The 24984-nt window shown below is 46.3% G+C and carries 17 protein-coding genes; 10 read left to right on the top strand and 7 right to left on the bottom strand.

Features of this window, described 5'->3' with window-relative positions; translation table 11 throughout:
* Positions 1 to 60: 60 nt before the first annotated feature.
* The 4 genes from E5358_RS08030 to E5358_RS08015 all read left to right on the top strand — a co-directional run bounded on the left by E5358_RS08030 (position 61) and on the right by E5358_RS08015 (position 5031).
* A complete protein-coding gene (locus tag E5358_RS08030; protein WP_135939712.1) occupies positions 61 to 285 on the top strand; it encodes a hypothetical protein in 225 nt (74 codons plus the stop codon).
* Between the two features lie 807 nt (positions 286 to 1092).
* Complete coding sequence (locus E5358_RS08025; protein WP_135939711.1) at positions 1093 to 2406, top strand: TolC family protein; 1314 nt, start codon at positions 1093 to 1095, stop codon at positions 2404 to 2406.
* The gene (locus E5358_RS08020) at positions 2403 to 3437 is read left to right on the top strand and encodes an HlyD family secretion protein (protein ID WP_135939710.1); all 1035 of its coding nucleotides are present in this window, start codon (positions 2403 to 2405) and stop codon (positions 3435 to 3437) included. The genes E5358_RS08025 and E5358_RS08020 overlap by 4 nt, the downstream gene beginning before the upstream one ends.
* 1 nt (position 3438) lies before the next feature.
* Positions 3439 to 5031 (top strand): hypothetical protein, encoded by a 1593-nt coding sequence (locus tag E5358_RS08015; protein WP_135939709.1) that lies wholly within the window; start codon positions 3439 to 3441, stop codon positions 5029 to 5031.
* Between the two features lie 377 nt (positions 5032 to 5408).
* Here the strand turns inward: E5358_RS08015 and pfkA are convergent, their stop codons facing one another.
* From pfkA to E5358_RS07990, 5 genes are all read right to left on the bottom strand, one after another.
* Complete coding sequence (gene pfkA / locus E5358_RS08010) at positions 5409 to 6386, bottom strand: 6-phosphofructokinase (protein ID WP_135939708.1); 978 nt, start codon at positions 6384 to 6386, stop codon at positions 5409 to 5411.
* A gap of 47 nt (positions 6387 to 6433) precedes the next feature.
* Positions 6434 to 7828 (bottom strand): SLC13 family permease, encoded by a 1395-nt coding sequence (locus E5358_RS08005; RefSeq protein ID WP_277821224.1) that lies wholly within the window; start codon positions 7826 to 7828, stop codon positions 6434 to 6436.
* Between the two features lie 49 nt (positions 7829 to 7877).
* Positions 7878 to 8672, bottom strand: a complete 795-nt coding sequence (locus tag E5358_RS08000) for a thymidylate synthase (protein ID WP_135939706.1) — start codon at positions 8670 to 8672, stop codon at positions 7878 to 7880.
* Positions 8669 to 9409, bottom strand: a complete 741-nt coding sequence (locus tag E5358_RS07995; protein WP_422121069.1) for a porin family protein — start codon at positions 9407 to 9409, stop codon at positions 8669 to 8671. Before E5358_RS07995 ends, E5358_RS08000 begins: the two co-directional genes overlap by 4 nt.
* Before the next feature lie 81 nt (positions 9410 to 9490).
* On the bottom strand, positions 9491 to 10819 hold the full coding sequence (locus E5358_RS07990; RefSeq protein ID WP_135939704.1) for an amino acid ABC transporter substrate-binding protein: 1329 nt from the start codon (positions 10817 to 10819) through the stop codon (positions 9491 to 9493).
* Between the two features lie 320 nt (positions 10820 to 11139).
* On the opposite strand from E5358_RS07990, the gene E5358_RS07985 reads away from it, so the two are divergent.
* From E5358_RS07985 to E5358_RS07970, 4 genes are all read left to right on the top strand, one after another.
* The gene (locus E5358_RS07985; RefSeq protein WP_277821220.1) at positions 11140 to 11790 is read left to right on the top strand and encodes a T9SS type B sorting domain-containing protein; all 651 of its coding nucleotides are present in this window, start codon (positions 11140 to 11142) and stop codon (positions 11788 to 11790) included.
* On the top strand, positions 11787 to 14627 hold the full coding sequence (uvrA, locus tag E5358_RS07980) for an excinuclease ABC subunit UvrA (RefSeq protein WP_135939702.1): 2841 nt from the start codon (positions 11787 to 11789) through the stop codon (positions 14625 to 14627). Before E5358_RS07985 ends, uvrA begins: the two co-directional genes overlap by 4 nt.
* A gap of 60 nt (positions 14628 to 14687) precedes the next feature.
* Positions 14688 to 15347 (top strand): DUF2461 domain-containing protein, encoded by a 660-nt coding sequence (locus E5358_RS07975; RefSeq protein ID WP_135939701.1) that lies wholly within the window; start codon positions 14688 to 14690, stop codon positions 15345 to 15347.
* A gap of 88 nt (positions 15348 to 15435) precedes the next feature.
* Entirely contained in the window at positions 15436 to 17481 is a 2046-nt protein-coding gene (locus E5358_RS07970) for a helix-hairpin-helix domain-containing protein (protein WP_135939700.1), read from the top strand.
* A 588-nt stretch (positions 17482 to 18069) separates the two neighbouring features.
* On the opposite strand, the gene E5358_RS07965 is transcribed toward E5358_RS07970, so the two are convergent.
* Both E5358_RS07965 and E5358_RS07960 read right to left on the bottom strand, forming a co-directional pair.
* Entirely contained in the window at positions 18070 to 20247 is a 2178-nt protein-coding gene (locus E5358_RS07965; RefSeq protein WP_135939699.1) for a TonB-dependent receptor, read from the bottom strand.
* A gap of 894 nt (positions 20248 to 21141) precedes the next feature.
* Entirely contained in the window at positions 21142 to 22038 is an 897-nt protein-coding gene (locus E5358_RS07960; RefSeq protein ID WP_135939698.1) for a helix-turn-helix domain-containing protein, read from the bottom strand.
* Between the two features lie 406 nt (positions 22039 to 22444).
* On the opposite strand from E5358_RS07960, the gene E5358_RS07955 reads away from it, so the two are divergent.
* The gene (locus E5358_RS07955) at positions 22445 to 23893 is read left to right on the top strand and encodes a tryptophanase (protein WP_135939697.1); all 1449 of its coding nucleotides are present in this window, start codon (positions 22445 to 22447) and stop codon (positions 23891 to 23893) included.
* A 444-nt stretch (positions 23894 to 24337) separates the two neighbouring features.
* Positions 24338 to 24934 carry an N-acetyltransferase gene (locus tag E5358_RS07950; RefSeq protein WP_135939696.1) on the top strand — a complete coding sequence of 199 codons (597 nt, stop codon included), beginning with the start codon at positions 24338 to 24340 and terminating at the stop codon, positions 24932 to 24934.
* Positions 24935 to 24984: the final 50 nt, after the last annotated feature.

Raw genomic sequence — 24984 nt, 5'->3', positions numbered from 1 at the left:
ATGTTGTGCCATGTTGAATAATGATGCATCCCCTAATTAACAACTAAACCCCTTACAACTATGGCTGTTGACATCAAGTTTTCCCAATCCTATTTCTGGCTCAATTCATGGGTTCTCGCCAACATCGTACAGCTTGGAACGCAGAGTTTCTGCGACAGATTCGTGGACTACCACATAGACCCATGTCGCCGGTTGTACGACCAAATGGTGCTGGCAGCGCGTTGCGGAGTGGCGAACATTGCGGAGGGAACGGCACGCCACATCATGATTCATCAGGTTGCGTAATGGCTTCTCAAGCTGCATTGTGGTTCTTTTCATGTTGTGGCATGAAAAAGCCCACTCCGCCACCCCCAATTCGCAACGCTCCATTCCGCCATTCACACTCCTTCACCTTTGTTAAACAGTGGAAATATTTTGACAATCGCAAGTCTCTTTTTTCACTCCATCCACACTTGAAAAAGAGAAAACCAACGCTGAACGACACGTTTTTGCCACTTCCCCACCCCATTCCTATCGAATGACACCACCATTCGATACTTTCTACCTTATCATTCAATACACTTCGCATCGCCATCCAATACCATTTACCCCTCAAAACAATACCTTTTATCACCTTATTTATTGCCCCCTGAAGCCGAAAAAGCGCGCATACAAATCCAACACCCTGACACACAAACAATTACACTTAAGCCAAAATCCATACAAAATTCCCAACATTTTCCCGCAATTCTCCGCAGAAATGTTAAAATCATCATGCCACACAACGCAGAAACAATACCACACATCCTTCATTGTCATTATCGCATCTGCAAAAAAATCTCTAAAAATCGTCCGCTATTCAAGAAAAAATGAGTAACTTTGCAGCGCAATTCATACAGAGTTGCCTTTATATGAACTCAAAAAAGACATCTGTTTCATTTATTAGCGTCCCGGTAAGAAACTGGGGGCATTTGGAGAACTGGAAAAGCACAGCCTCCATGTGACACATTAACGGTTTGGTATCATACAACAGGATGATACTCAGCGAGTCTTTTTCAGTCACCCATGGCAGACTGAAACTACAAAACAAACATTATTAAACATCTTTTTTTCATGAACAATCTTCGATTGCTCACAGGGTTGCTTTCTGTGACCTTGTTGAGCGGTGGAGTGCGTACCCATGCCCAGTCGGTGGTCACATTGGAGGAAATCTTCAAGACCGCCGAGGCAAACAGTGCGCAACTCCGCCCTTCATTCTCTGCACAGGAAGAGGCAGAGCATGCTGTCAGTGTGGCGAGGGCAGGACGACTGCCGGACATATCCGCTTCGCTGTCAGCGAGTTACATTGGTGACGGATTCTCCACGAAACGTGATTTCAGTGATTACCAAAGAGCGCCGATACCTCATTTCGGCAATAGCATTTCGGTAAACGTGACGCAACCCGTGTACACCGGCGGTGCAATGTCACGCGCCATCGAACTTGCCGAACTGAAATCCATGGCGTCACGCTATGCCACTGATTTCCAAAGGGACAACATCAGGCTGCGCCTTGCAGGTTTCTACCTTGACATTTACAAGTACACTAATCTCCGTCAGGTGGTCGAAAGCAACATCACGGCGGCACGGAAGGTGCTGGAAAAAATACGCGCAAGGCATGAGCAAGGGACAGTACTGCAAAACGACATCACGCGTTATGAACTCCTTCTGTCCAATCTGGAGCTGCAACTCGTAAGGATAAACAACACTCTCAGCATCCTTAACAACAATCTTGTGACAACGGCGGGAATGCCGGAAAGCACCGTCATTGTGCCCGACTCTGCCATCCTCGACCGCTCTTTGCCAAAGAACAACGCCGGCCAATGGCAGCAGGAAGCACTCTCCCACTCTCCTTCACTGAGCCTTGCCCGCACGGGAGTGGACATGAGCAAGAAAGCGGAAGCTCTTGTGCGTGCCGAGCGCATGCCGAAAGTGGGATTGCAGGCTGCATGGAGCACCGACGGACCTATCCTCGTGGAAATCCCTCCGATAGACCGCAACCTGAGCTATTGGTATGTCGGTGTCGGCGTAAGCTACAACATCTCTTCGCTTTACAAGAGCAACAAGTCGCTGGCAAAAAGCCGTGCAGCCACCAAGAAAGCCATGGAGGAACTTGCTGTTGCCGAGGAGAATGTCACGCTGGCAGTAAACGCCGACCATGTCCGCTACCTTGAGACTTACGAAGAACTGAAGACGCGAACCAAAGGAGCAGAGCTTGCCGAAAGGAACTACCGCACTGTCGAGACGCGCTACTCTGCCGGCATGGCACTGATTACGGACATGCTTGACGCAGCAAACGCCAAGCTCGAGGCAGAACAGCAGCTTGCCGACGCACGCATAAACATTATCTACTATTATTACAAACTATTATTCATCACCGGAAAAATATGAAACATCGCAACAAAAAATTACTTTCTTACGTTATAACAGCAGTCGTTGTCTCAGCCGTGGCATTATGGGTGGGCAGCAAGTTCGTCCACCTTGGCAATGTGGAGTTCACCGACAATGCGCAAGTACGCCGCCAGATTGTCCCGATAAACAGCCGTGTGCAGGGATTTATAAAAGAGATACGCTTCAATGAGTACCAAAAAGTCAGGAAAGGCGACACACTCGTCATCATTGACGATGCCGACATGCGACTCAACGTTGCACGCGCCAATGCCGACTACCGCAACGCACTGGCAGGGCGCGGTGTGGCTGACAAGTCTGTAACCTCGGCCTCTGCCAATGTCGCTGTGAGCGAAGCGTCCGTGGAAGAAGCCAAAGTCCTTATGGACAATGCTTTCAAGGATTTGGCTCGTTACGAGAAACTTCTTGCAAAAGATGCTGTGACACGCCAACAGTATGACGGCATAAAGACCGATTACGAGGCGAAGAAGGCACGTTACGAAATGCTTGCGCGCCAGCGTTCCGCATCCTCTTCCTTGGTCGATGTCAACCGTCAGCGCATCTCACAGTCGGATGCGGGCATAGAGCTTGCCAAGGCCATGCTTGAGACTGCCGAGCTGAACCTCAGCTATACGGTGATTGTCGCGCCATGTGACGGCTATGCCTCACGCAAGACCATTCAAGAGGGACAGCTTGTACAGCCGGGACAGACTCTGCTTGACGTGATTGCAGATGATGATGTATGGGTTGCTGCAAACTACAAGGAGACACAGCTCCGCCATATAGCTCCGGGCAGCGATGTTGAGATAAAGGTGGACGCCATCCCTGGTGTTGTGTTCCATGGGACTGTGAAATCTCTGTCAAAAGCCACTGGCGCGTCACTCTCACTGATTCCGCAGGACAATTCCGCCGGCAATTTTGTAAAGGTCCGCCAGCGCATTCCTATAAGGATAGAGTTTTCGGGAAGTAACAAACCGGAGGACATGGCACGCCTCAGCACCGGCATGAATGTGGAATGTAGCGTGAGGTACTGATATGGCAGACTGGCATGCTCCACAGGGACCGTTCGACATTCCGGACGTTCCCGACTTCGTTCCACGGTGGCTGAAGCCATGGCTGTTCATCCTCTTTGTGCTGATAATCCAGTTTTCGTCAGGCGGAGTGTATCTCGCTGCCATATCGGACATGGTAGGCTCAGCGGCATTGATGCAGGAGGACATCCTCATGGCGGGCTATGCCTCATTGATAGGTCTTGCCATAAACTTTGCCGTGATGTTCCGTGTGAAATTCCGTTTCTCCACACGCAGCCAGCTTATTGTCTCAGGATTCGTGCTTATAGCAGCCAATATTATATGTGCAATAACCACAAGCGTTCCGGTGCTTGTCATGACATGCTTCATTGCCGGATGGTTCAGGATGCAGGCAACACTGGCATGCAACTCCACGATACAGCTGTGGCTGACACCAAGCCGCGACATGGCAGTGTTCTTCTGCTATGTCTATCTGCTTGTGGACGGTGTGATACAACTGAGCGGATTGGCAGCCATATACACCGCATTCTTTTCCGAATGGCAGTACATGAATTGGCTAATGACAGGAATGCTGGCTTTGATGATTCTCCTGGTTATGCTCTTGGTGAAGCCTGTGCGCGGTCCAATGTCCCTCCCACTGGTAGGCATCGACTGGATAGGCGGTGCACTGTGGGCAGGATTCATGATGTCGTTCACATTCATCTGTATCTATGGCAATCATTATGACTGGTGGGACGCTTCTGAAATAAGGTGGGCAACAGTGACCGGGCTTGCGTTCCTCAGCATCAATCTGTGGCGGGCGACATTCCTTCACCACCCATACATATCGTTCCGCGCCATGAAGAACAGGAATGTCAGACGCGCCACATGCATCTATCTTGTGTTCTTCACACTTATGGCTACGGAACATGTGTTCGAGCATAACTATGCTGCCGCCATACTCGGATTTGACGAGACAAACCTCATTGACCTGAACCGGTATGCCTTGGTCGGTATTGCCCTTGGCTGCGCATTCACATATTTCACTTTCGCACTGCGCAAATGGCGGTACAAGACGATGACGGCAATAGGCTTCGCGCTTGCCGCCGGTTATCTTACATGGTTTTATTTCTTCATAGACTATGGTATAGAGAAGGAGATGCTCATTGTTCCACTGCTACTGCGCGGAGCTGCCTCGGTGATAATATCCATCGTGTTCCTGACCTCGATTGTGCAAAGCGGTTTGCCATTCCAGGTGTTTCCGCAGGCGTTGACAATCAATGGGTTCACGGGAGCTGTGATGGGTGCTACCCTCGGTCCTGCCATTATAGGTGAATGGCTGGAACATACAATGGCAAGCAATGCAGCGCTGCTCAGTGCAAACATTGTCGATTCCAACCCTGCGGTGGATCTTTCGTCCATTGGGGAATACTATGGAATGGTGCAGTTGCAGGCTCTCATCGTCTCCATGAAGGAAATTTACGGCTGGCTGTTAATCGTGGCATTGCTCTCGTTACTGACCATACTTGTCAGCTATGGAAACATGCGCCCTTTTGCGATATTCCCTAAATGGAGTTCCATACGGCGTTGCATAAAGTATTTGGCAAGGACTGAGTGAAAAAGGTTGTTGGAGATTAAACAAAATTGAACGCATAATCATGATACACCAACAATCATACCCCCATTCATACCCCTATAAAATTTGGATTTGCATGTTTATTGTTGTACCTTTGCACCAGCGAAGATAAGCTGCACCTCAGCATACATGAACAAGTTCTGTCTGCATTCGGTTTGCATTATCTTTGCACAGCCTTTCAAGAAAAGCAAGCGGTCTTTGAAATATTTACCATAAACATTTTAGCAAATTCACAAGAGCCAAGGCTGGTTTAAACAAGAAACCGGTCATGCTTCATCTGTGAATGAAACTACTTTCACCCACAGATGAAGCATGACCGGTTATATTGTTCCTTATATAAAAGGGCTCTATTATACTTTTTATATAGAGAGTTCTTCGAGTACCTTGATGAGTTTCTTATCAAAAGGTTTGTCGGAGCGGATAGCTTCTGACAATGGCACATAGACAACCTCATTGTTACGTACACCAACCATAATGTTGCGCTGCCCCTGCATGATCGCCTCTATTGCACCGACACCTGTACGTGAGGCAAGGATGCGGTCACGCGCTGTCGGAGTGCCGCCACGCTGTAGATGACCGAGGATTGAGACACGCACGTCATAGTCCGGGAACTCGTTCTTCACACGGTCGGCATAGTACATGGCACCGCATTTCGGTGATTCAGAGACAATGACAATGCAGGATTTCTTTGACTTGCGTATTCCTCGTTTCATGAACTCTGCCAACTGGTCGACATCGGTAGACTCCTCCGGGATGATTGCCGCCTCTGCACCACATGCAATGGCTGAGTTCTGTGCAAGGAAGCCGGCGTCACGTCCCATTACCTCAACAAAGAAGATGCGTTCATGGCTCTGAGCTGTGTCACGGATACGGTCGACACACTCCATGATTGTGTTCATCGTAGTATCGTAGCCGATTGTGTTATCAGTGCCATAGAGGTCATTATCAATTGTTCCGGGAAGACCTATGCAGCAAATGTCAAACTTGCGCGCGAACTCCATGGCACCTGTAAGCGAACCGTTGCCACCAATCACAACGAGGGCATCAATACCTTCCTTGACAAGTGTCTCATAAGCTCGCTGCTGTCCCTCATCTGTCGGAAATTCTTTGGAACGGGCAGTCTTCAGAATCGTACCTCCCATTCCTATGATTCCCGAGACATTCTCTGTAGTGAAAGGCTTTATTTCTCCATTAATAAGTCCTTCGTAACCGCGGTATATAGCTTTTATGTTAAAGCCATTAGAGATTCCCGCACGTGTCACGGCACGTATGGCAGCGTTCATACCCGGGGCATCGCCACCTGATGTCATGATACCAATAGTCTTAATCTTTGCCATAATTATTTGTTTTTTTTTTGGGGGGGGGGTATTTATTCATCATTATATCAAAAATAGAGAGCCTCAGCAATAAGGACAAGAAGTCCGAGGAGTGCACCGAGAAGCATCTTTGGTGCAAAATGCTTGAAATACCATCCGACTGTCGTTGTATTCATCGAGAAGAGCGCAAGACCTGACAGTGAGCCGATTCCGAATATCGTGCCACCGACTGCTGTGGCATAGGCGATTAGTATCCAATATTCACCATTTGTCATAAATTCCGCCGTACCACCTATAGGATGCAGGGACAAGAAAGCCGCCGCCGTGGCAAATGAATCCAAAGCAAGACTGACAACAGCGGCCATCAATGGCGCAAGGAACAGACTCCATGTATCACCGAGAGTATCCAGACATAGTTTTCCAAGCCACAGACTTGCTCCAGTCTCCACCAACACACCCATCATCAGCATCACACCCATGATGAAGAGCATCATCTGGAGCATACCATTGTGCATTGTCCGTGAGGAATTACGCTGAGTCATACGACTGTTGACAATAAGTTTATGGTTGAATGTCTCATTTACTATGGAAAGCAATGCGAGGACGCATAGTGCACCAACGAAAGGAGACAACTTGGTTATATCACGAAAAGTTGGAATGAACCATAGTCCACCAATACCGAAGAAGAACATGGCTACACGCTGCCATACCGTAAGGCGTGTATCGTCACCTCTATATGGAAGTGAGAAACGCTCAAGCTCAACACGCTCAGGCAATTTCAACGACATAAGGAAGGTAGGGACAGCCCATGCCACAAGGCACGGCAACGCCATCCATGCAGAGAAATGGCTTGGAGTAACAGCACCCATATTCCACAACAGCAGTCCGTTAGGGTCTCCGATGACTGTCAACGCTCCGCCAATGTTGGCACTCAGCACAATGACAGGTCCGAAGATTGTCCGCTGGCGTCTGTTTGGAAGCATCTTGTGCATCATGACAAGCATCATTGTCGTGACCGTAAGATTATCCATGTTGGCACTCAGCAGGAATGTCAGCACAGCTACAGACCACAACAATCGCTTGCTGTTGCGCGTCTTTATCCAATGAGGAAAGAAATCAAAGCAGCCATTAGTATCCAATATTTCAATGATGGTCATCGTAGACATCAGGAAAAGAACAATCTCAGAAGCCTTTCCCACATATTTTATGAATATATTGGATGCTATATATTCCTTCACAGCGACACTGTTGGCTGTCGCACCACGCAGGAAAGACATGTAGTCCGTTGGGTGCTGCGCCATGACAAAGTCCGAGCCGAAACAGATGTACAAAACCCAACCTACCGTACTGGCAAAGACTGCCAAGGCGGCTTTGTTGACAGAAGTCTTGGGAGTGGCGGCAATCAATATGAATGCCAGCAGAATAAATATGGCTATAACTATTGTCATTGTCTTGTCGGTTATATATTGTATGAACCTGTAAATATGATGTCTCTAATTGTCCTCTGTGTCCTTATACACTCACAGTAGCCTTAATATGTGGCCATGGAGCATAGTCTGTGAGTTCAAAATCCTCATATCTGAAAGAGAAGATGTCCTTAACATCCGGATTAATCTTCATCTTTGGCAATTTGCGAGGACTGCGTGTAAGCTGTAATTCTGCCTGTTCGATGTGGTTAAGATACAAGTGCGTATCACCTGTTGTGTGGATGAAATCTCCGCACTGCAGCCCGGTGACTTGTGCCATCATCTGAAGCAATAGGGCATAGCTGGCAATATTGAACGGCACACCGAGGAATGTGTCAGCGGAACGCTGATACAACTGCAGTGACAGTTTATCATCAGCAACATAGAACTGGAACAGGCAATGGCATGGCGGGAGAGCCATCTGCTCTATCTCTGCCGGATTCCAAGCACTGACAAGCATACGGCGAGAGTCCGGAGAATGCTGAATCATATCCACAACCTGACGTATCTGGTCTATAGTTCCTCCACAATAGTCCGGCCAGGAACGCCATTGATGTCCATAAACGGGACCCAGCTCACCATTCTCGTCTGCCCATTCATTCCATATACGCACTCCGTTCTCCTGTAAATATTTTATGTTCGTACTACCACTGAGAAACCACAGCAGTTCATGGATTATGCTCTTCAAATGTAGCTTTTTGGTCGTAAGGAGAGGAAATCCTTCGCTCATGTCAAAGCGCATCTGATTGCCGAAGATGGACTTTGTTCCTGTTCCGGTACGGTCTGTTTTCACCACACCTTCCTTCATAATCCTGTCAAGCAGGTCAAGATATTGTTTCATTTTTTACGTTTTGCGTTCTTTGTACGTACTATGTCAAAGAGATATGTTCCCTTGAACACTATACTATTATGATTGGAGCGTGAAAAATGGTCTTGCTTCGAATCACCATAGATATTTCCAAGACCATAGTAGTAACGTGCCTCCAAAGCTATATGCCCCACCTTTTTCATGGAAAGTTCCATGCCCAGACCTGCCGTTATACCAAAATCAAACTTTTTCTCAACAGGCATCGCATACTGTGCACATTCCGGACTGACTCTCTCCGGGTCTGTCTTCAAGGCGTCCTCATACTCGAAATTTGTCGTGGCTTTTTCCGAAAGCATAAATCCGAACTGAGGTCCCATATTCAGAAAGAACTTTGCACCTTTTTCCTCTCTTCCCCAACCCAAATGGGCAAGCAAGGGAATCTGGAAATAAGATATCCTACGCTGATAAGCTGCCGCTTCTCCTGTGTGAGCGCCGGTTTGCAATATGCAAGGAAGACCATCTATGCTCTCTATACGTTCCTTCCAACCAAGTTCTGCATAGTTCAATTCAATCTGTATGGCACAGATAGTATTGAAATATTTCTCACATGTATATCGAGCTGTGACACCGAAATTTATGCCTCCAAGCATATCCTGCGGTATGCTGTTTTCAAAAGCGATTTTATTAAGCTGATAACCACCATTGAATCCAATGACAAAGTCATTACGATAGTCTCCTACCTGCGCTTGTGCATCAGGAGCAAGCAACATAGAACCCAGTGCCGTGAATGCTACAACACTAAAGAGCCGTCTGTATGTTCTCATAAGAATACTCATCACGACACCCATGTTTTAGAAATGAATAAGCATGAATGCAGTATTCTTATAACCACCCTTACCAACACGTTCAAAAATCAAAGGTGTCTGCACCGGTGTATAGTTGCGCTGGGAAGAGGTGCCATGGAATTCCTTTCCATATTTTCTGTAACCCTTAACAAAAAACATCAGATGGTCATAGCCTGTAATGGCAAAACGAGGAATAGCACTCTGCATCGGTGACTTGAAATAGTCAAGATACTCCTTCTCCAGACGCTTCACTCCTAATGACGCCGTATCAAGGTTGTATACAGAAGGAACATAGGCATCATATTTATGGAACTTATTCTGCAATGTCTTTGTGTACATAAACCACTCGTTGTAACCGAACATTGATATTAGCATACCTGGATTTGCCTGTGAAAGAATATCGAGTTTTTCAATGGCCTTGGCTGTCTCAGCATAACGTCCGGTGTTCAATACGACCACGTTCCGCATGTTTCCGGAAAATGCCTTTGCAAACATTTCCTGAGAACTATTCAGATTGGTTATGCTATATGCTATTTTTTTCTCCTCAAGGCGTTTGCGCAATCCGAAAGTGAACGCACCTTTCTTGGACGTGACATCGTTACAGTCAATAAATATCGGATGGGCATTGGCAAACTGCGCCATAAACTGATCTATTGACTTTGCTGTTATGTCTGCCTGTGTCTGATATACCTGATGTATTTGTGGACAAGTCTGCACATCATCACCGGTAATTGAGAATGGAATAACCATGGTAATGTTCTTCTCCATACAGAAATCTGCCAACTGACGAACCTGTGATGTGTAAAGAGGTCCGAACACCACATTACATTTCGCCGCATTTGTCGCAGAAAGAGTATTGCCTATGTTATCCTCTTCCGCCACATTCCAAGCATTGATTGTCAGATTATATCCTTCCTTCCTCAGGTCTTTGGCAGCAAGGAGCATACCACGGTAGTACTCCACCATACGCTTGCCGTCACCATTAATATCATGCAAGGGCAGCATCACTCCGATATTAACCGTGGAGGCATTGGCTGTCGCTTTTGATGTGACAGATGTATTTGTGCCTGATGTTGCCTGTGTTTCAGATAACTGAGGATTATGTTCCGGAATATTCACCGACATTCCTTTCTTTAATACAAAATCCGGCTCACGCATAAAAGGATTGGCATTTTTCAGTTCGTCAATCGTAACCCCATACTCTTTAGCTATGCCAAATACGGTCTCCTTTTTCTTCACCTTATGGACAGAAAGGATTTTTTGGGCAGATAGTGACATTCCGCCAAAAAGGAACATGACCAAAACAAATATTGTCGTGTAAAATGCGTGTTTCATATCTTACATCCTAAAATTAAAGATTACGGACTATACTATAACTTGCGTTCTTGTATGTTTCTTGCAGGGACACTCTCATAAAGACATTGCAAAATAACTCCATTAAAATGCAAAAAGCGTCAAGACCTGATTTGCAGTGCCCTACTTATGTTAATTTGACCGCAAAATTAGTTATTTTTCTTTGATTAACAAAGTTTTTTTACTACTTTTGCACAAAATTCGTAATAAAAAATACATGTATTCTTATGAGATATTTGCTCTTAGTGTCATTATTAATGACAACCTCTTACCTATTCGGACAATCCAAACTACCGTCAATAATGCCTTCCGTAGAATACACCACACCTGACGGAATGACCGACAATACTCCTCAGAAAGAAAACGCCTCAGCTCCGGTCAACGCATCATTCCGAGCCAATCCTACAGATGCAGATGATTGGGACGCGCACTATGAATGGCGTTTCACAAAAGAAGGAGAAGAAGAACCGTATCTCACACGTTACGATGAGAATACAGATGTGGTTTTCACTGATTTCGGCAAAGTGTCAATTGTATGTTATGTTCAGTTCGTAAATAAAGAGGACAAGAACAACATCGTCCAAATAAGGGACAACTACTGGGGAGTAGAGCAAATGCCATTCACCATCAATGTTTCCTCATCCAAACTTGAGATGCCAAACGCTTTCTCACCTAACGGCGATGGCATAAATGATGTATACAAGCCAAAAAGCGGCTACTTGTCCATCGTGGAATTCCATGCCACAATATACAACCGTTGGGGACAGAAAATATTCTCGTGGGATGACCCTTCCACAGGATGGGATGGCACTCATAACGGCAAACCCGTAAAAGATGGAGTCTACTACTGCATAGTAAAAGCTCGCGGTGCCGACGGCAACACATTCAACTACAAGCGCGATGTCAACCTTCTGCGCGGATATGACACAACATCAACCACAACAAACCCATGATTGAAGTATTTGGAGCAAGGGTACACAACCTTAAAAACATAGACGTACAGATACCGAGAAACTCACTCACCGTAATAACGGGACTCTCCGGTTCAGGAAAGTCCTCGCTGGCTTTTGACACCATTTTTGCAGAAGGACAAAGGCGGTACATCGAAACATTCTCTGCTTATGCACGCAATTTCCTTGGCAACATGGAACGTCCGGACGTTGATAAAATTACAGGACTTTCACCGGTTATCTCCATAGAACAGAAGACTACCAACAAGAATCCACGTTCCACAGTTGGCACACAGACCGAGATTTACGATTTCCTGCGCTTGCTTTTTGCACGTGCAGGAGAAGCGTATTCGTGGATGACCGGTGAGAAAATGGTTCGCTATACAGAAGAGAAAGTCATAAGCATGATACTTGAACGCTATGCGGGAAAAAAGATTTATGTCCTTGCTCCACTCATTAGGAACAGAAAAGGTCATTACCGTGAACTTTTCGACCAAATGCGCCGTAAAGGCTATCTTTATGTACGCGTTGACGGGAAAGTTCTTGAGCTTGAGGAAGATATGCGTGTTGACCGATACAAAAACCACGACATTGAGGTGATTGTCGACAAACTTGCCGTAAAAAACGGTTCTGAGGAACGACTTAAAAACACTGTTGGCAATGCCATGAGACAAGGCGACGGATTGGTGATGATTCTTGATAAAGAGACAGAAGAGACAAAATTCTTCTCCAAACGACTTATGTGTCCAACCTCCGGTATCGCATACAAAGACCCGGCACCAAACATATTCTCCTTCAACTCTCCTGAAGGTGCGTGCCCACGTTGCAAAGGTCTTGGATACATAAACGAAATAGACATCGACAAAATCATTCCGGATAAGAAAATCTCCATTTATAGCGGAGGCATAACGGCATTGGGGAAATACAAGGCACAACTTATCTTCTGGCAGATAGAATCCATACTTTCCGATTATGGATGCACACTAAAAACTCCTATAAAGGATATTCCAGAGGAGGCTATGAACGAAATCCTTTACGGACGATTGGAGGACGTCCGTGTGTCAAAGGAGCTTGTCAAAACATCTTCTGACTATTTCACTGACTACCAAGGAGTGGTAAAGTACATTCGTTCCATAATGGATGACAACGATAGTGCTGCCGGACAGAAATGGGCAGACCAATTCCTTGACACCTGTACCTGCCCTACTTGTCAGGGGCAACGACTTGACAAGGAGGCTTTGTCTTATCGTATATGGGACAAAAACATTGCAGAACTCGCGTCAATGGACATCATAAGTTTGAGAGATTGGCTCATCGAGGCAGAGAAGCATCTGTCCGAGTGGCAAGCAAAAATAGCCACAGAGATTCTTAAGGAGATACGCACACGCCTTAATTTCCTACTTGATGTCGGACTTGACTATCTGTCCCTCAACCGCCAGTCTGCAACATTGTCCGGTGGAGAATCACAGCGCATCCGTCTCGCAACACAGATTGGTTCGCAACTCGTCAATGTGCTTTACATTCTTGACGAGCCTTCCATTGGCTTGCACCAACGTGACAACGAACGGCTTATACGCTCTCTGAAAGAATTGCGTGACCTTGGCAACACTGTCATTGTCGTAGAACATGACCGTGACATGATGCTTGCCGCAGACTGGATTATAGACATCGGCCCGAAAGCAGGAAGAAAAGGCGGAGAAGTCGTATTCCAAGGAACTCCTGCAGACATGATGAAGACTAACACCATCACTGCACAATATCTCTCCGGAGAACGGAAGATAGATTTGCCTACCGAGATTCTTCCTGACGGTGAGAAACATACTCTTCGCCGACAGGCAAACAACGGCTGCATAAAGATAAAAGGTGCACATGGCAATAACCTCAAAGGTGTGACAGTAGAGTTCCCTCTCGGGGTACTGACTGTTGTCACGGGTGTGTCCGGTTCTGGAAAATCCACACTGATTAACGAAACGCTGCAACCGATTCTGTCACAGCATTTCTACCACTCGCACAAGCGCCCGATGCCTCATGATAAGGTTGAGGGACTGGAACTTATAGACAAGGTGGTCACCGTCGACCAAAGTCCTATCGGACGCACTCCACGTTCCAATCCTGCAACCTACACAGGTGTATTCTCCGACATACGCAACTTGTTCATACAACTTCCTGAATCAAAAATCAGAGGTTATAAACCCGGACGCTTCTCCTTCAACGTTAAAGGTGGTCGCTGTGAGACTTGTGGCGGCAACGGTTACAAGAGCATCGAAATGAACTTTCTACCGGACGTGCTCGTGCCATGCGAGACATGCCACGGAAACCGTTACAACCGTGAGACATTGGAAGTGCGCTATAAGGGAAAATCTATTGCCAACGTGCTTGACATGACAGTGAACCAAGCGGTCGAGTTCTTCGAGAACGTGCCGAATATCCTTCAAAAGATAAAAACAATACAGGATGTCGGTCTCGGATACATTAAGTTAGGGCAATCGTCCACAACCCTTTCAGGCGGTGAAAGCCAGCGCATAAAACTCGCAACCGAACTCGCGAAAAGGGATACCGGCAAAACCATCTATATCCTTGACGAGCCGACTACGGGACTTCATTTTGAGGATATACGCATACTTATGGGAGTCCTGCAGAAACTTGTCGACAAAGGCAACACCGTGATTGTCATTGAGCACAATCTGGATGTCATAAAACTTGCCGACTGGATAATTGACATGGGACCTGAAGGTGGTGCTAAAGGCGGCACGGTTCTTTCTTGCGGAACTCCGGAAAAGGTGGCGAAAGCACGAAAAGGATTCACACCACGATTCCTTAAAGAGGAACTGGAACGATAATGCCTGTACCAAATACCACAACATATTCCACCAATCCAAATAATTAAAGACAGACAACAGATGAAAGAGATAATTGATTTCTTCACAGAATTGGCAAAGCACAACGAGAAAACATGGTTCGACGCACACAAAGCCGAATATAAAACCGTTAAAGCTCAATTCGATGCCTTTGCGTTAGAATTCATGAAAGGCGTAGAGGAATTTGACCCTCGCGTGCAGGGACTTGGAGTCAATGACATAACATATCGCATCTATCGTGACTTGCGTTTCACACTGGACAAAAGTCCATACAAGACATGGCACGGTGTCTATGTCTGCCCCAAAGGCAAGAAATCTGGAATGTCCGGCTACTATATTCATTTTGAACCTGCTACTGACACGTATTTCCTCTGTGCCGGACTCTACAATCCGGAAAAGGATGTCGTGAAAAGTATCCGTGAGGAGATTATGTGCAATGGGGACAAAGTGGTGGAAGCCTTATCATTATGCGAAGATTTCCAACTGCCATGGGACAAGGCTCTTAAAAAGATTCCTGCAGGATTCAGCGCAACAGATAAGTACAGTGACTACTACAGACTGAGAAGTTTTGAAATCTACAAGCCTGTTAAAAAGCGCGATGTGCTGAAAAAGGATTTCCTGAAGAACGCTCTTGCTGATTTCAGAAGGACTTACGAATACAACGAAATCCTGAATCGATGCTACGACTATGCGAATGATTGATGCACTGCTCAAATAGCGCAACAAACATATCGCAGCAAAGCATACTTTGACAACACCCCATTTTTACCACCCCTAAACCTAACTACCTATGAGACAGTATGTCCTCACCCTATTATTTCTCCTCCTGCCCTCATTCCTTTTTGCGCAGGAGGAGAGTGATACATTCCAAGATGTCTACAATTCATTGTCTGACATGGATGATTTCGATGAGGAAGGATGGACGGAAGCGTATGACAACCTTACCGCCATGGCACAAATGCCACAGAACATCAATGCTGCAACTTATGAAGATTTGCTGGCAGTTCCATTGCTTACTGAGGAACAGGCTGTAGCCATAATATATTATCGTGACCTTTATGGTGACCTCCGTTCTATCTCTGAACTGTCACTCATTACTGCTCTTGACCCTCCACGATGCAAAATTCTTTCCGCAATCTTCTATGCCGAACCAATACCCAATAATGCAAAAGGCATACTGAAATATCCGAAAAGCAGTCTGCTCATGACGCTTGCCGTCCCGACTTATGAACGGAAGGGGTTCAAAGAGGGGAAATATCTTGGAGACAAACTTAGCCATAGCATAAGATACCAACTGAAAACGAACCGTCTGCAGATTGGTCTGACAGCATCCAAAGACGCCGGAGAACAGTTTTTCTGTGGCGAAAACCGAAAAGGCTGGGACTTTTACACAGGATTCGCACGCCTGAAAGAGACCGGAATAATGAAAGACCTTATTGTCGGACATTATCAGGTTTCTATAGGAATGGGACTCATACTCAATAATGGTTACCGCCTTTCAAAGACTTCATTGCTGCTTACACAGCCGTCTTCCAAGACATCTTTGCGGGGACATACATCAAAAATGGAGAGCAATTACTTGCAAGGAGTTGCCTCAACCATAGCACTATGGCGCAGGAATGCAACTAAGAACATTTCTCTTACCCCATTCCTGTCATGGAAATATCTTGACGCTACAATGTCTGACACAGAACCTCCGACAATCTCCACAATCGTCTCCAACGGCTACCACCGCACAAAGGAAGAACTCATGCGACGATATGCCACGACACAGACTGTGGCGGGTGCTTCGCTCGTGTATACTTCATTGCCATTTCGCATAGGCTTGAACATTGTACACATTCATCTCAAAGACTCACTCGCACCATCTAAGAATCAGATGTACCGCCGCTATTATCCGGAAGGAAAGGATTTCACTGACGGCTCACTCTCCTACTCTTTCATCACCCCGAAACTGCAATTCTCAGGTGAGACGGCATTGGGAAAGGCAGCAAAATACAATGAAAAGGACAAGGACGGCATAGCCCTTGCAACGGCAAACGCCATCAGATGGAATTTCCACCAACAGTGGTCAGCATTCGCTTTGCAAAGGTTTTACAGCTACCGGCATACACCCTTGCTCGGAAGAAGCTTCGGCGATGTCAGCAACTGCCAGAATGAGAACGGCATCTATGCAGGCATGATGACAACAGCATTGCGCAACATCACCCTCTCTGCATACATTGACGGCTCCCACCATCCTTGGATAAGGTATGGATATGACAACAGTTCTCGCTCATGGGATACATACCTCTCAGCAGCCTATGAACGCAAGAACCTTTCCGCTACCCTGAAGTACCGCTACCGAGAACAAGCTACAACCGAAACCGGCTCAATCCTTCCGCAATTTGGAAGCAAAATCAATGGCACTGCACAACATACATTGCGTTCCACTGTCAAATATACCTTCGGACGGTTTCAATCTTCCTCGCAGCTTCAAGGAACATTCCTACCGACATCCAACGATTGGGGCTATCTACTTTCTGAAGGTTTTGGCTACCAAGCCATAAAATGGTCATTGTGGTTGTCCATCACATATTTCAATACTTCCGATTATCTCTCCCGCCTTTACATAACAGACAAGAGCATAACCTACGGCGCAACCTCATGCATGCTGTACGGTCAAGGACTTCGCACCAATCTGCTTGCCAAAGCGATAATAATCAAAGGTCTGCAAGCCTCTGTACGCTGCAACATCCTGAACTATTTCGACCGTGACAAGATTTCCTCCTCTTACCAGCAGATAGATTCTTCCTCCCAAACCGACCTCTATTTCCAACTAAACTGGAAATTCTGATTTCACAATTCCATTGCCGGGCAGAACAATATAATAATGTGAGTTCGACGAATTACCGCTATACATCAAGATTCTCAACCTAAATTCGTCGAACTCACGTTATAATAAGGTATACTACATGAACACGAAAATGTTCATATCATTCTGTAATACCCCAAATTTGTTCGTCAGATTTCTTTGTAAAATATTAAGTATGTAAACATGTCAAAGAGCACTTGTAATCTCTAATCCCATTATCAGGATTGCGATTACAAGTGCAAAGGTACAACATTTCACCAGCGATTCCAAATTTTATAGGGGTATCAATGGGGGTATATACATGTATTTGTTCTCCACAGAACTAAAAATATCACATCATATCTATTGGTATCACAGCCCCGTATTGCGACTATACAGTCAAGAAAATTGCACTTCTATCTTGAATGTATATGTCCGACAAAGAGAAAAGGCCGTATCATAATTCAAAATAGAGTTATGATACGACCTTTTATGTGGGTTCTATGGATTACACCGTAAAGATAGGAAATTGATGTATGAGTTACGTTTTGCCATCTTTACTTCCGGCATTTCCTTATTCTTCCGCTGCGATTAGAAGCGGATTTTGATGCCGGCATTCATCACAAAGCCATCCAACGGAGCGTAGATGTCACGGAACACTGGGTTTGTGATTGTACCGGTGTGGATAGTGTCGAAGCGAGTCTGACGGCGGTCGGTGAAGTTCTCGAAGTTGGCATAGATGGAGAAACGCTCCCAAATCTTCTCAGCCATGAATCCGCACACCCAATAGTCACGGCCCGTTGTGCCGTCACCGAGCTTCTGCTTGCTGAAGTAATAAGACTCGAGACCAACCTTCCACTTGTCCTCAACCTCATACATCAGTACAGCATTGAAGCGGTGCTTCGGAGTGAGGATGTTCTCAAAGCTGATTTCACCGTCTTTTGTGGCAACGTCCGTGAAGGTGTAGCCCAGGAACAGGTGGAAGTCCTCATAACGCAGCTTGACATTGGTCTCCAAGCCTTTCGTATCAGTATGTCCGTCGATGTTCACCATACGGAAGAGGTTGTCGTCCGTCTCCTCCATCATAAGCGGATGATTAAGGTAAGTATAGAAGAACAACTGGTTGATGCTCAGCGATACATTGTCATTGAAAAGCGATGTCACATAGTTGAAATCAAGGTTCGCTCCATAACTTCTTTCAAGTTTGTTGGTCTCGTCATTGATGGGAAGGACATCCCTGAACTGTATCCTCTCACTGTCCTCGGTGAAGACAGTAGGAGTCTTATAGCCGAAACCACCGCCGAGACGTGATGAGAACTTGTCGGTTATCTTGAAATGTGCAGAGACGCGTGGCAGTACTGCAGCACCGTAATCAACGACATAATCCGTGCGCAGACCAGTCTCAAGATTAAGCCAAGGAGCTGCTTTCCAGTTGCTTTGCACGAAGGCACCCATGGTTGTCTGGTTGTAGTCGCGCAACTGAAAGTCAGCAATCTTCTCCTCTTCAAACTTGTCTGTCCAGAGGTTTGCTCCCGCCACAAACTCCACTTTCTCATGAGTGTTGGTGTAAGCCAACTCGCTGAAGGAAGAAATCTGTGTGCCTTCAAAGTCATAGTCCCTCATGCCTATGCGGCGGTTGAAGTATGTCACACTGTTCTTGAAGTCGATTTTGCTTGTCTCGTTGAAACGATGCGCTAAAGTAATCTGCGAAGAATGGCGCTGCGTCTTGTTCCTTTCAAAATAAGAATGCTCATCACTGCCATGACCATTGACATACTCGATGTCACCGCCCATACGGTCCTCGAACATCATGTTGACACCGACACTTATCTCTGTGTTCGCTGTCGGATAGAGGAACAGTCGCGGATTGAACACAAAACGGTCAAACTCCGGTATCGCCGTGAAGCCTGTGTCCGACGGGTCATAAGCCCAGTTGCGGTTATAGGCGGCGAAGATTGTCGTGCCAACCTTGCCGAAACGCTGTCCGTAGAATGTGCTGATGTCAAGTCCCTTGCCTGTTGTTCCGTTGAGATGAATGCTCAGGTCGCGCTTCTCCTCCGGAGTTTTTGAGACAAGATTGACAAGACCTGCGATGGCACCGCCACCATAGAGCGTTGAGGTAGAACCCTTGATAATCTCCACCTGCTTAAGGTCGAGAGGCGGTGTCTGAAGAAGTCCCAGTCCGCTGGCAGCACCTGCGAACACAGGGAAGCCGTCTTTCAGGATTTGAGTGTAGCGACCGTCAAGTCCTTGTATTCTTATCGACGCGTTGGCAGAGGTCGCGGAAGTCTGCTGCGTGATGATACCCGTGCTCTCATTGAGGAGCATACGGATGTCACCCGGCTTCATGCTGCCTTTCTCACCCAATTCCTCACTGGAGATGAACTCCACGCGTGTAGGGATGTCCTGAATGGTACGTGTGCCACGAGTTGCTGAGACTGTAATCTCCTCAAGCATCTCCTCGTCCTCTTCCAGGAACACTTCCACAGGCTTGTCCGCGGAAAGAGGGAATGTGTAGGTCTTTGTCTCACTCTCGTAACCTATGTATGAGAAGGTGATGCGCTGCTGCCCGTCAGGTACATTCTCAATGACTATCTCGCCATCGGCATTGGAGACGACAGCGGTTTTGTTGACAGCAAGGACGGCACTCACACCGATGAGTGCTTCTTTTGACTCACCATCCTTGACGATGGCGCGGAATATGTTCTGTGCAAACAAGGTCTGTACTGACAACATCATGATTGCCAGCATTATGTTTCTTATGTTCATTGCTTCCTAAATAATTGATATTTAATGTTATACAAGTGCTGTTTCCTCCGGACATACGCCTGAGAAAAAGCATAATAATCAAACCCAACAAAAGATTGCCGGGCATTTGAGTGCGGTTATGCAGCCACAGTCCGGCAATGCGGACGGCAGCCACGAACCTGCATTATTCAGAAAACAAAGTGCTTTGGTGGTTTTGGCAAGGGCGTGGAGGCAGAGGCAACAACATCCTCCTTGTAATTGATAAATTCCGTTTTGCATCTCTGTTGCGCCACCAGTCGTGAAAAACAGACAGGCTTGACAATGGTGCAACCCGTACATGTGTTGCAATGCAAGAATGGCGAACAGCATGTGCAGTCGCAATCGTCCTCGTCCTCACATCCGTCGCAAACGGTACTTGCGGAATGGAACAGACATTCATCCATCAAAAAGCACGGTGCTGTCGACAACAGTACCGTAACAAGCGCCAATATGAATGAAAGTCTGCGAATCATGTGTTATTTGTAAATTCTCTTAATTTTCGGTGCAAAGCTAATGCAAATCGAGTGCAGAACCATCAAGCTTGCTTGAATGCTATGCCGAGATGCAACTTAGCTTATGCAAAGGTAATAACTTTTTATGAAACACGCAAGCAAATGTATGTATATTTCACAATAAATAGTAACGAACAGCGATAAGCGGCGCAGCAGCTGAGATGGCAAATCAAACGAGCCAAATTTCCGACCCCTAACACATTGCAAAACGAAGAGTAACCTTTTGCATGGTAAAGTGTTACCTTTGACATGGTAAAAGATTACGGTTTAAGAGGCAAAAGGTTACGGTTTACGGCTCCATTTATAACATTTTAGTAATCAACACATTACATTATTATTTATTTCTTATTACACCGGCAATCGCTTACCGCTTGGAAAGATGGGCGGCACGGTATTGCGTCGGCGACTGGCCGGTGTGGTTGCAGAACATGCGGGTGAAGTGGTTAGGATAGTTGAAGCCGAGTTCCTGGGCTATCTCCGAGACGTTCATGGTCGTGGTGGTAAGCAGGCGTTGTGCCGTTTGGATAACCTTCTGCTTGATAAGTTCCTTGGCAGTGATGTGCATCTGCTGCTTCACGAGGTCACCGAAATAGTTTGGCGAGAGACTGAACTGCGCTGCACACCATGCCACTGTGGGCTGCCCGAGTTTTGCAGCCTGACCGCTGGTGATGTAGTTGCTGATGAGGCTGTGGAGCTGTTCGGCAAAGTCGTTGCTGTCCTTCAGATGTTCGGAGAACTGACGCTCAAAGAAGCGTTTGCAATAGGACAGCAGCACACCGATGTGGAGGCGCAGCATGTGGTTGCGGAGGTTGTCTGTCGGAGCATGGAGCTCGGTCAGCAGATTGGAGAAACTGCGAAGGATTGCCTCGCGCTCGCCGGTTGTCAGGGTGAGGGCATCGGGCATATCGTGGAAGAAATACTCAAACATGTAGAAGTCGCGCCCCAGTCCGCATTTCTCCAACAGTTCCTTTCGGAACACAAGCATCCATCCTCGCGGTGGCACATCGGGGGTTAAGTCCATGTGCACCTCCTGCCCGGGGCGCAGCGAGAAGATTGTGCCGGCAGTGTAGCCAATACTTACACCGTCGCGCACCAATGTGCCAAAATCGCTGTCCATCAGCACTATGCAGTACATGTCGAAATCTGTCGGCTCGAACAGGCTCAGGTCGGCATAAGCGAGATTTCCCACCGCAGCCAACGGATGGAGCGTCGGCTGGCGGAAATATGTGTTGTATTCGTCTATGTTTTGTATAACTTTCATGCTCTAAACAGTTATCGTACATTGTTGATTTATAGTCCCTCGAAGGATTAGGTATTGCTCGAAGAACACAAAGAAGCAAAAGAAACTTTTTCCTATATAACTCGCTGAAAATGTGGCGGAGCCACACCTTATGAGTATTTTTTTACACATGCAGAGGCGAAGATGTTTCTTTTGATTCTTAGTTTTCTTCGAGCCATGACCCTAAAAGTTTTGATTGCTTATTTATATAACAAGGAAAAGGGGCATTTATTGTGCAAAACATGTAAAAATGGTAAGTATTAATGGTACGAGAAAGGTATATAAGTAAAAATGGTATCATAATAAGTAAAAAAGTTACAGATTATAATTTGTCTATCCATTAACTTTGTGGCAGAATAAGAAACAATAACAAAAAACTATAACTACTATGGCAGTAAAATTCTACAAGAGCGAGAACCAGGTGCCGCTCGAAATGCACAAGGTGCGTATGGTACAGAAGCTGAGCCTTCTCCCTGTCGACGAACGCCTGAAGAGAATACAGGCGGCAGGCAACAACACTTTCCTTCTACAGAACAAGGATGTCTACATGGACATGCTTACCGACTCCGGCGTGAACGCCATGTCCGACCAGCAGTTTGCCGCTTCGTTCATCGCTGACGACTCTTATGCCGGTTCCGCAACGTTCCTTCGTGTGAAGAAAGCCATCAAGGATGTCTTCGGCACGGACAATGTGCTGCCATGCCACCAGGGACGCGCTGCCGAGAACATACTCGCAGAGGCTTATGTCACAGAGGGCAAGGTGGCGTTCATGAACTTCCATTTCACAACCACAAAGGCTCATGTGACACGCAAAGGCGGCTCCGTAGAGGAACTTGTCGACCCGAAAGGTCTGCTGCCGCAGAGCAATGACCCGTTCAAGGGCAACTACAATCTTGAGAACCTTCGTCAGCGCATTGACGCTGTCGGTGCTGACAATGTGGCATTTGTGCGTGTGGAGGCTGGCACGAACCTTATCGGCGGACAGCCTGTCTCACTGGAGAACATGCTGGCAGTCACGGATATATGCCACGAGAAAGGTGTGCGCTCGGTGCTTGACGCATCGCTGCTGCAGGACAACATCTACTTCATGAAGACGCGCGAGGCACGCTGCAAATATATGGAGGTGGGCGACATCTACCGCCTGCTTGCCGACCATTTCGACATTATCTATTTCTCTGCCCGCAAACTGAGTTTCTCAAAGGGCGGTATAATCACGTCGAAAGACCCGAAGTTCACAAAGGAGATGATGTCGTTCATCCCGCTTTACGAGGGCTTCCTCACCTACGGCGGTATCGATGTGCGCACCATGGAGTCCATGGCTGTGGGACTTTACGAATCGCTTGACATGGAGTATATCAGCCAAGGGCCTGAGTTCATCAACTACCTGTGCAAGGAACTTGACGATTATGGTGTGCCGGTCATCCTTCCTGCCGGCGGTCTTGGCTGCCACCTCAATGCCGGAGCCTTCGTCCCTGACATGCCTCACAACCAGTATCCGGCGGCTGCAGTAGCGGCTGCGCTGTACATTGCCGGTGGCGTGCGCGGCATGGAGCGTGGCACAATGTCGGAACAGCGTGAGCCGGACGGCACGGAACGTTATGCGGAGCTGGAGCTTATGCGCCTCGCCGTTCCCCGCCGTGTGTTCACATTGTCACAGATAAAGTATTGTGCCGACCGTGTGAAATGGCTGTGGGACAACCGCGAACTCATTGGCGGACTGGAATGGACAGAGGAGCCTGAAGTCCTCCGCTTCTTCTTCGGCAGGATGAAGGAAATCGGCTATTGGCAGGAAAAACTCGCCGAGAAGTTCCAAAAGGACTTCGGCGATAGTCTGTAAGGAACAATTCTTTTGTTTCTTATCTTTCTCTGAGCAACACATATAGTCGTTTGTAAAAGAGTAAGTTAGTCAACAAAATTATCATGTCTTATGTTCCATTTTGTTGGCTAACTTACCTATATTCACACAAAATTGAAACCATTTGTTTTCAAAACTAATTATAAAATTAGGATAATTATTAGGTAGTTTAAGAAAAACAATATAACTTTGCACTATAAAAAGGAAACAGACTATACAACTCATATATAATCAATTAATTATTTATTCCTATGGCTATTGCAATACACACATCGCCCGAATTAACAGGTCGGAGTGCGGAACTTTTTGTTAAAGAAGCAGAAAGCCGTAACACCACTCGCCAACCATTGACAAAACAAGAAGAATGTTTGTTGAACAAAATCGTAAACAAAGGTCGAGCATTCAGAAAAAAGCTATTGGAAGACCATGAATAGTAAATTCTCCCTTTACGACGAATGTTCGCTCCTGCTTTGGGATGAAGATATTAAAAACAATATCAGTCCTATAGACTGCGGAGAGTCTGACTTAAACGACTTCTTTGCCAATGATGCCATACTTTATTCCCAACAATTATTGGGAAAAACTTATGTATGGATAACAGATAATGAGCCAAAACAGATAGTCGCAGCATTTACTGTTTCTAACGATAGCATCAAATCGCGATTAATCCCTAAAGCATCCTTGAACAAAATTAACCGTCCTATTGACAACCATAAAAGAGGACGTACATATCCTGCTGTTTTAATAGGGCGATTTGGAGTAAGCAAAGATTTTCAGGGTGGACACCGTCATGTTGGTTCTCAAGCAATGGAATTCATAAAACTTTGGTTCACAAGCAAAGAAAACAAGACTGGATGTAGGTTTCTGTTGGTTGATGCTTATAATAGCGAGGGCGTTTTGAATTTTTACGAACATTGTGGGTTCAAATTTATTTATCGTACAGAAGAGGAAGAAAAAGATTTTTATGGAATAAACTCGGATGACACTTTACGAACACGTATGATGTATTTTGACTTGAAATAACATAGCGGATATTGTTTGTGATTCTTTGTATTTGAGCACTATAAAGTTAG

The sequence above is a fragment of the Palleniella muris genome, assembly GCF_004792655.1.
GTDB lineage: Bacteria > Bacteroidota > Bacteroidia > Bacteroidales > Bacteroidaceae > Prevotella > Prevotella muris_A.
This window is presented reverse-complemented; position numbering and strand designations above follow the sequence as displayed.

Excerpts from the sequence above, each read along its gene's own strand:
- pfkA (WP_135939708.1), bottom strand. The coding sequence starts at position 6,386 with ATGGCAAAGATTAAGACTATTGGTATCATGACATCAGGTGGCGATGCC.
- E5358_RS07985 (WP_277821220.1), top strand. The coding sequence starts at position 11,140 with ATGCCTTCCGTAGAATACACCACACCTGACGGAATGACCGACAATACT.
- E5358_RS07990 (WP_135939704.1), bottom strand. The coding sequence starts at position 10,819 with ATGAAACACGCATTTTACACGACAATATTTGTTTTGGTCATGTTCCTT.
- E5358_RS07995 (WP_422121069.1), bottom strand. The coding sequence starts at position 9,409 with ATGTTGCTTGCTCCTGATGCACAAGCGCAGGTAGGAGACTATCGTAAT.
- E5358_RS07975 (WP_135939701.1), top strand. The coding sequence starts at position 14,688 with ATGAAAGAGATAATTGATTTCTTCACAGAATTGGCAAAGCACAACGAG.
- E5358_RS08000 (WP_135939706.1), bottom strand. The coding sequence starts at position 8,672 with ATGAAACAATATCTTGACCTGCTTGACAGGATTATGAAGGAAGGTGTG.
- E5358_RS07950 (WP_135939696.1), top strand. The coding sequence starts at position 24,338 with ATGAATAGTAAATTCTCCCTTTACGACGAATGTTCGCTCCTGCTTTGG.
- uvrA (WP_135939702.1), top strand. The coding sequence starts at position 11,787 with ATGATTGAAGTATTTGGAGCAAGGGTACACAACCTTAAAAACATAGAC.
- E5358_RS07965 (WP_135939699.1), bottom strand. The coding sequence starts at position 20,247 with ATGAACATAAGAAACATAATGCTGGCAATCATGATGTTGTCAGTACAG.
- E5358_RS08030 (WP_135939712.1), top strand. The coding sequence starts at position 61 with ATGGCTGTTGACATCAAGTTTTCCCAATCCTATTTCTGGCTCAATTCA.
- E5358_RS07970 (WP_135939700.1), top strand. The coding sequence starts at position 15,436 with ATGAGACAGTATGTCCTCACCCTATTATTTCTCCTCCTGCCCTCATTC.
- E5358_RS07960 (WP_135939698.1), bottom strand. The coding sequence starts at position 22,038 with ATGAAAGTTATACAAAACATAGACGAATACAACACATATTTCCGCCAG.
- E5358_RS08020 (WP_135939710.1), top strand. The coding sequence starts at position 2,403 with ATGAAACATCGCAACAAAAAATTACTTTCTTACGTTATAACAGCAGTC.
- E5358_RS07955 (WP_135939697.1), top strand. The coding sequence starts at position 22,445 with ATGGCAGTAAAATTCTACAAGAGCGAGAACCAGGTGCCGCTCGAAATG.
- E5358_RS08025 (WP_135939711.1), top strand. The coding sequence starts at position 1,093 with ATGAACAATCTTCGATTGCTCACAGGGTTGCTTTCTGTGACCTTGTTG.
- E5358_RS08015 (WP_135939709.1), top strand. The coding sequence starts at position 3,439 with ATGGCAGACTGGCATGCTCCACAGGGACCGTTCGACATTCCGGACGTT.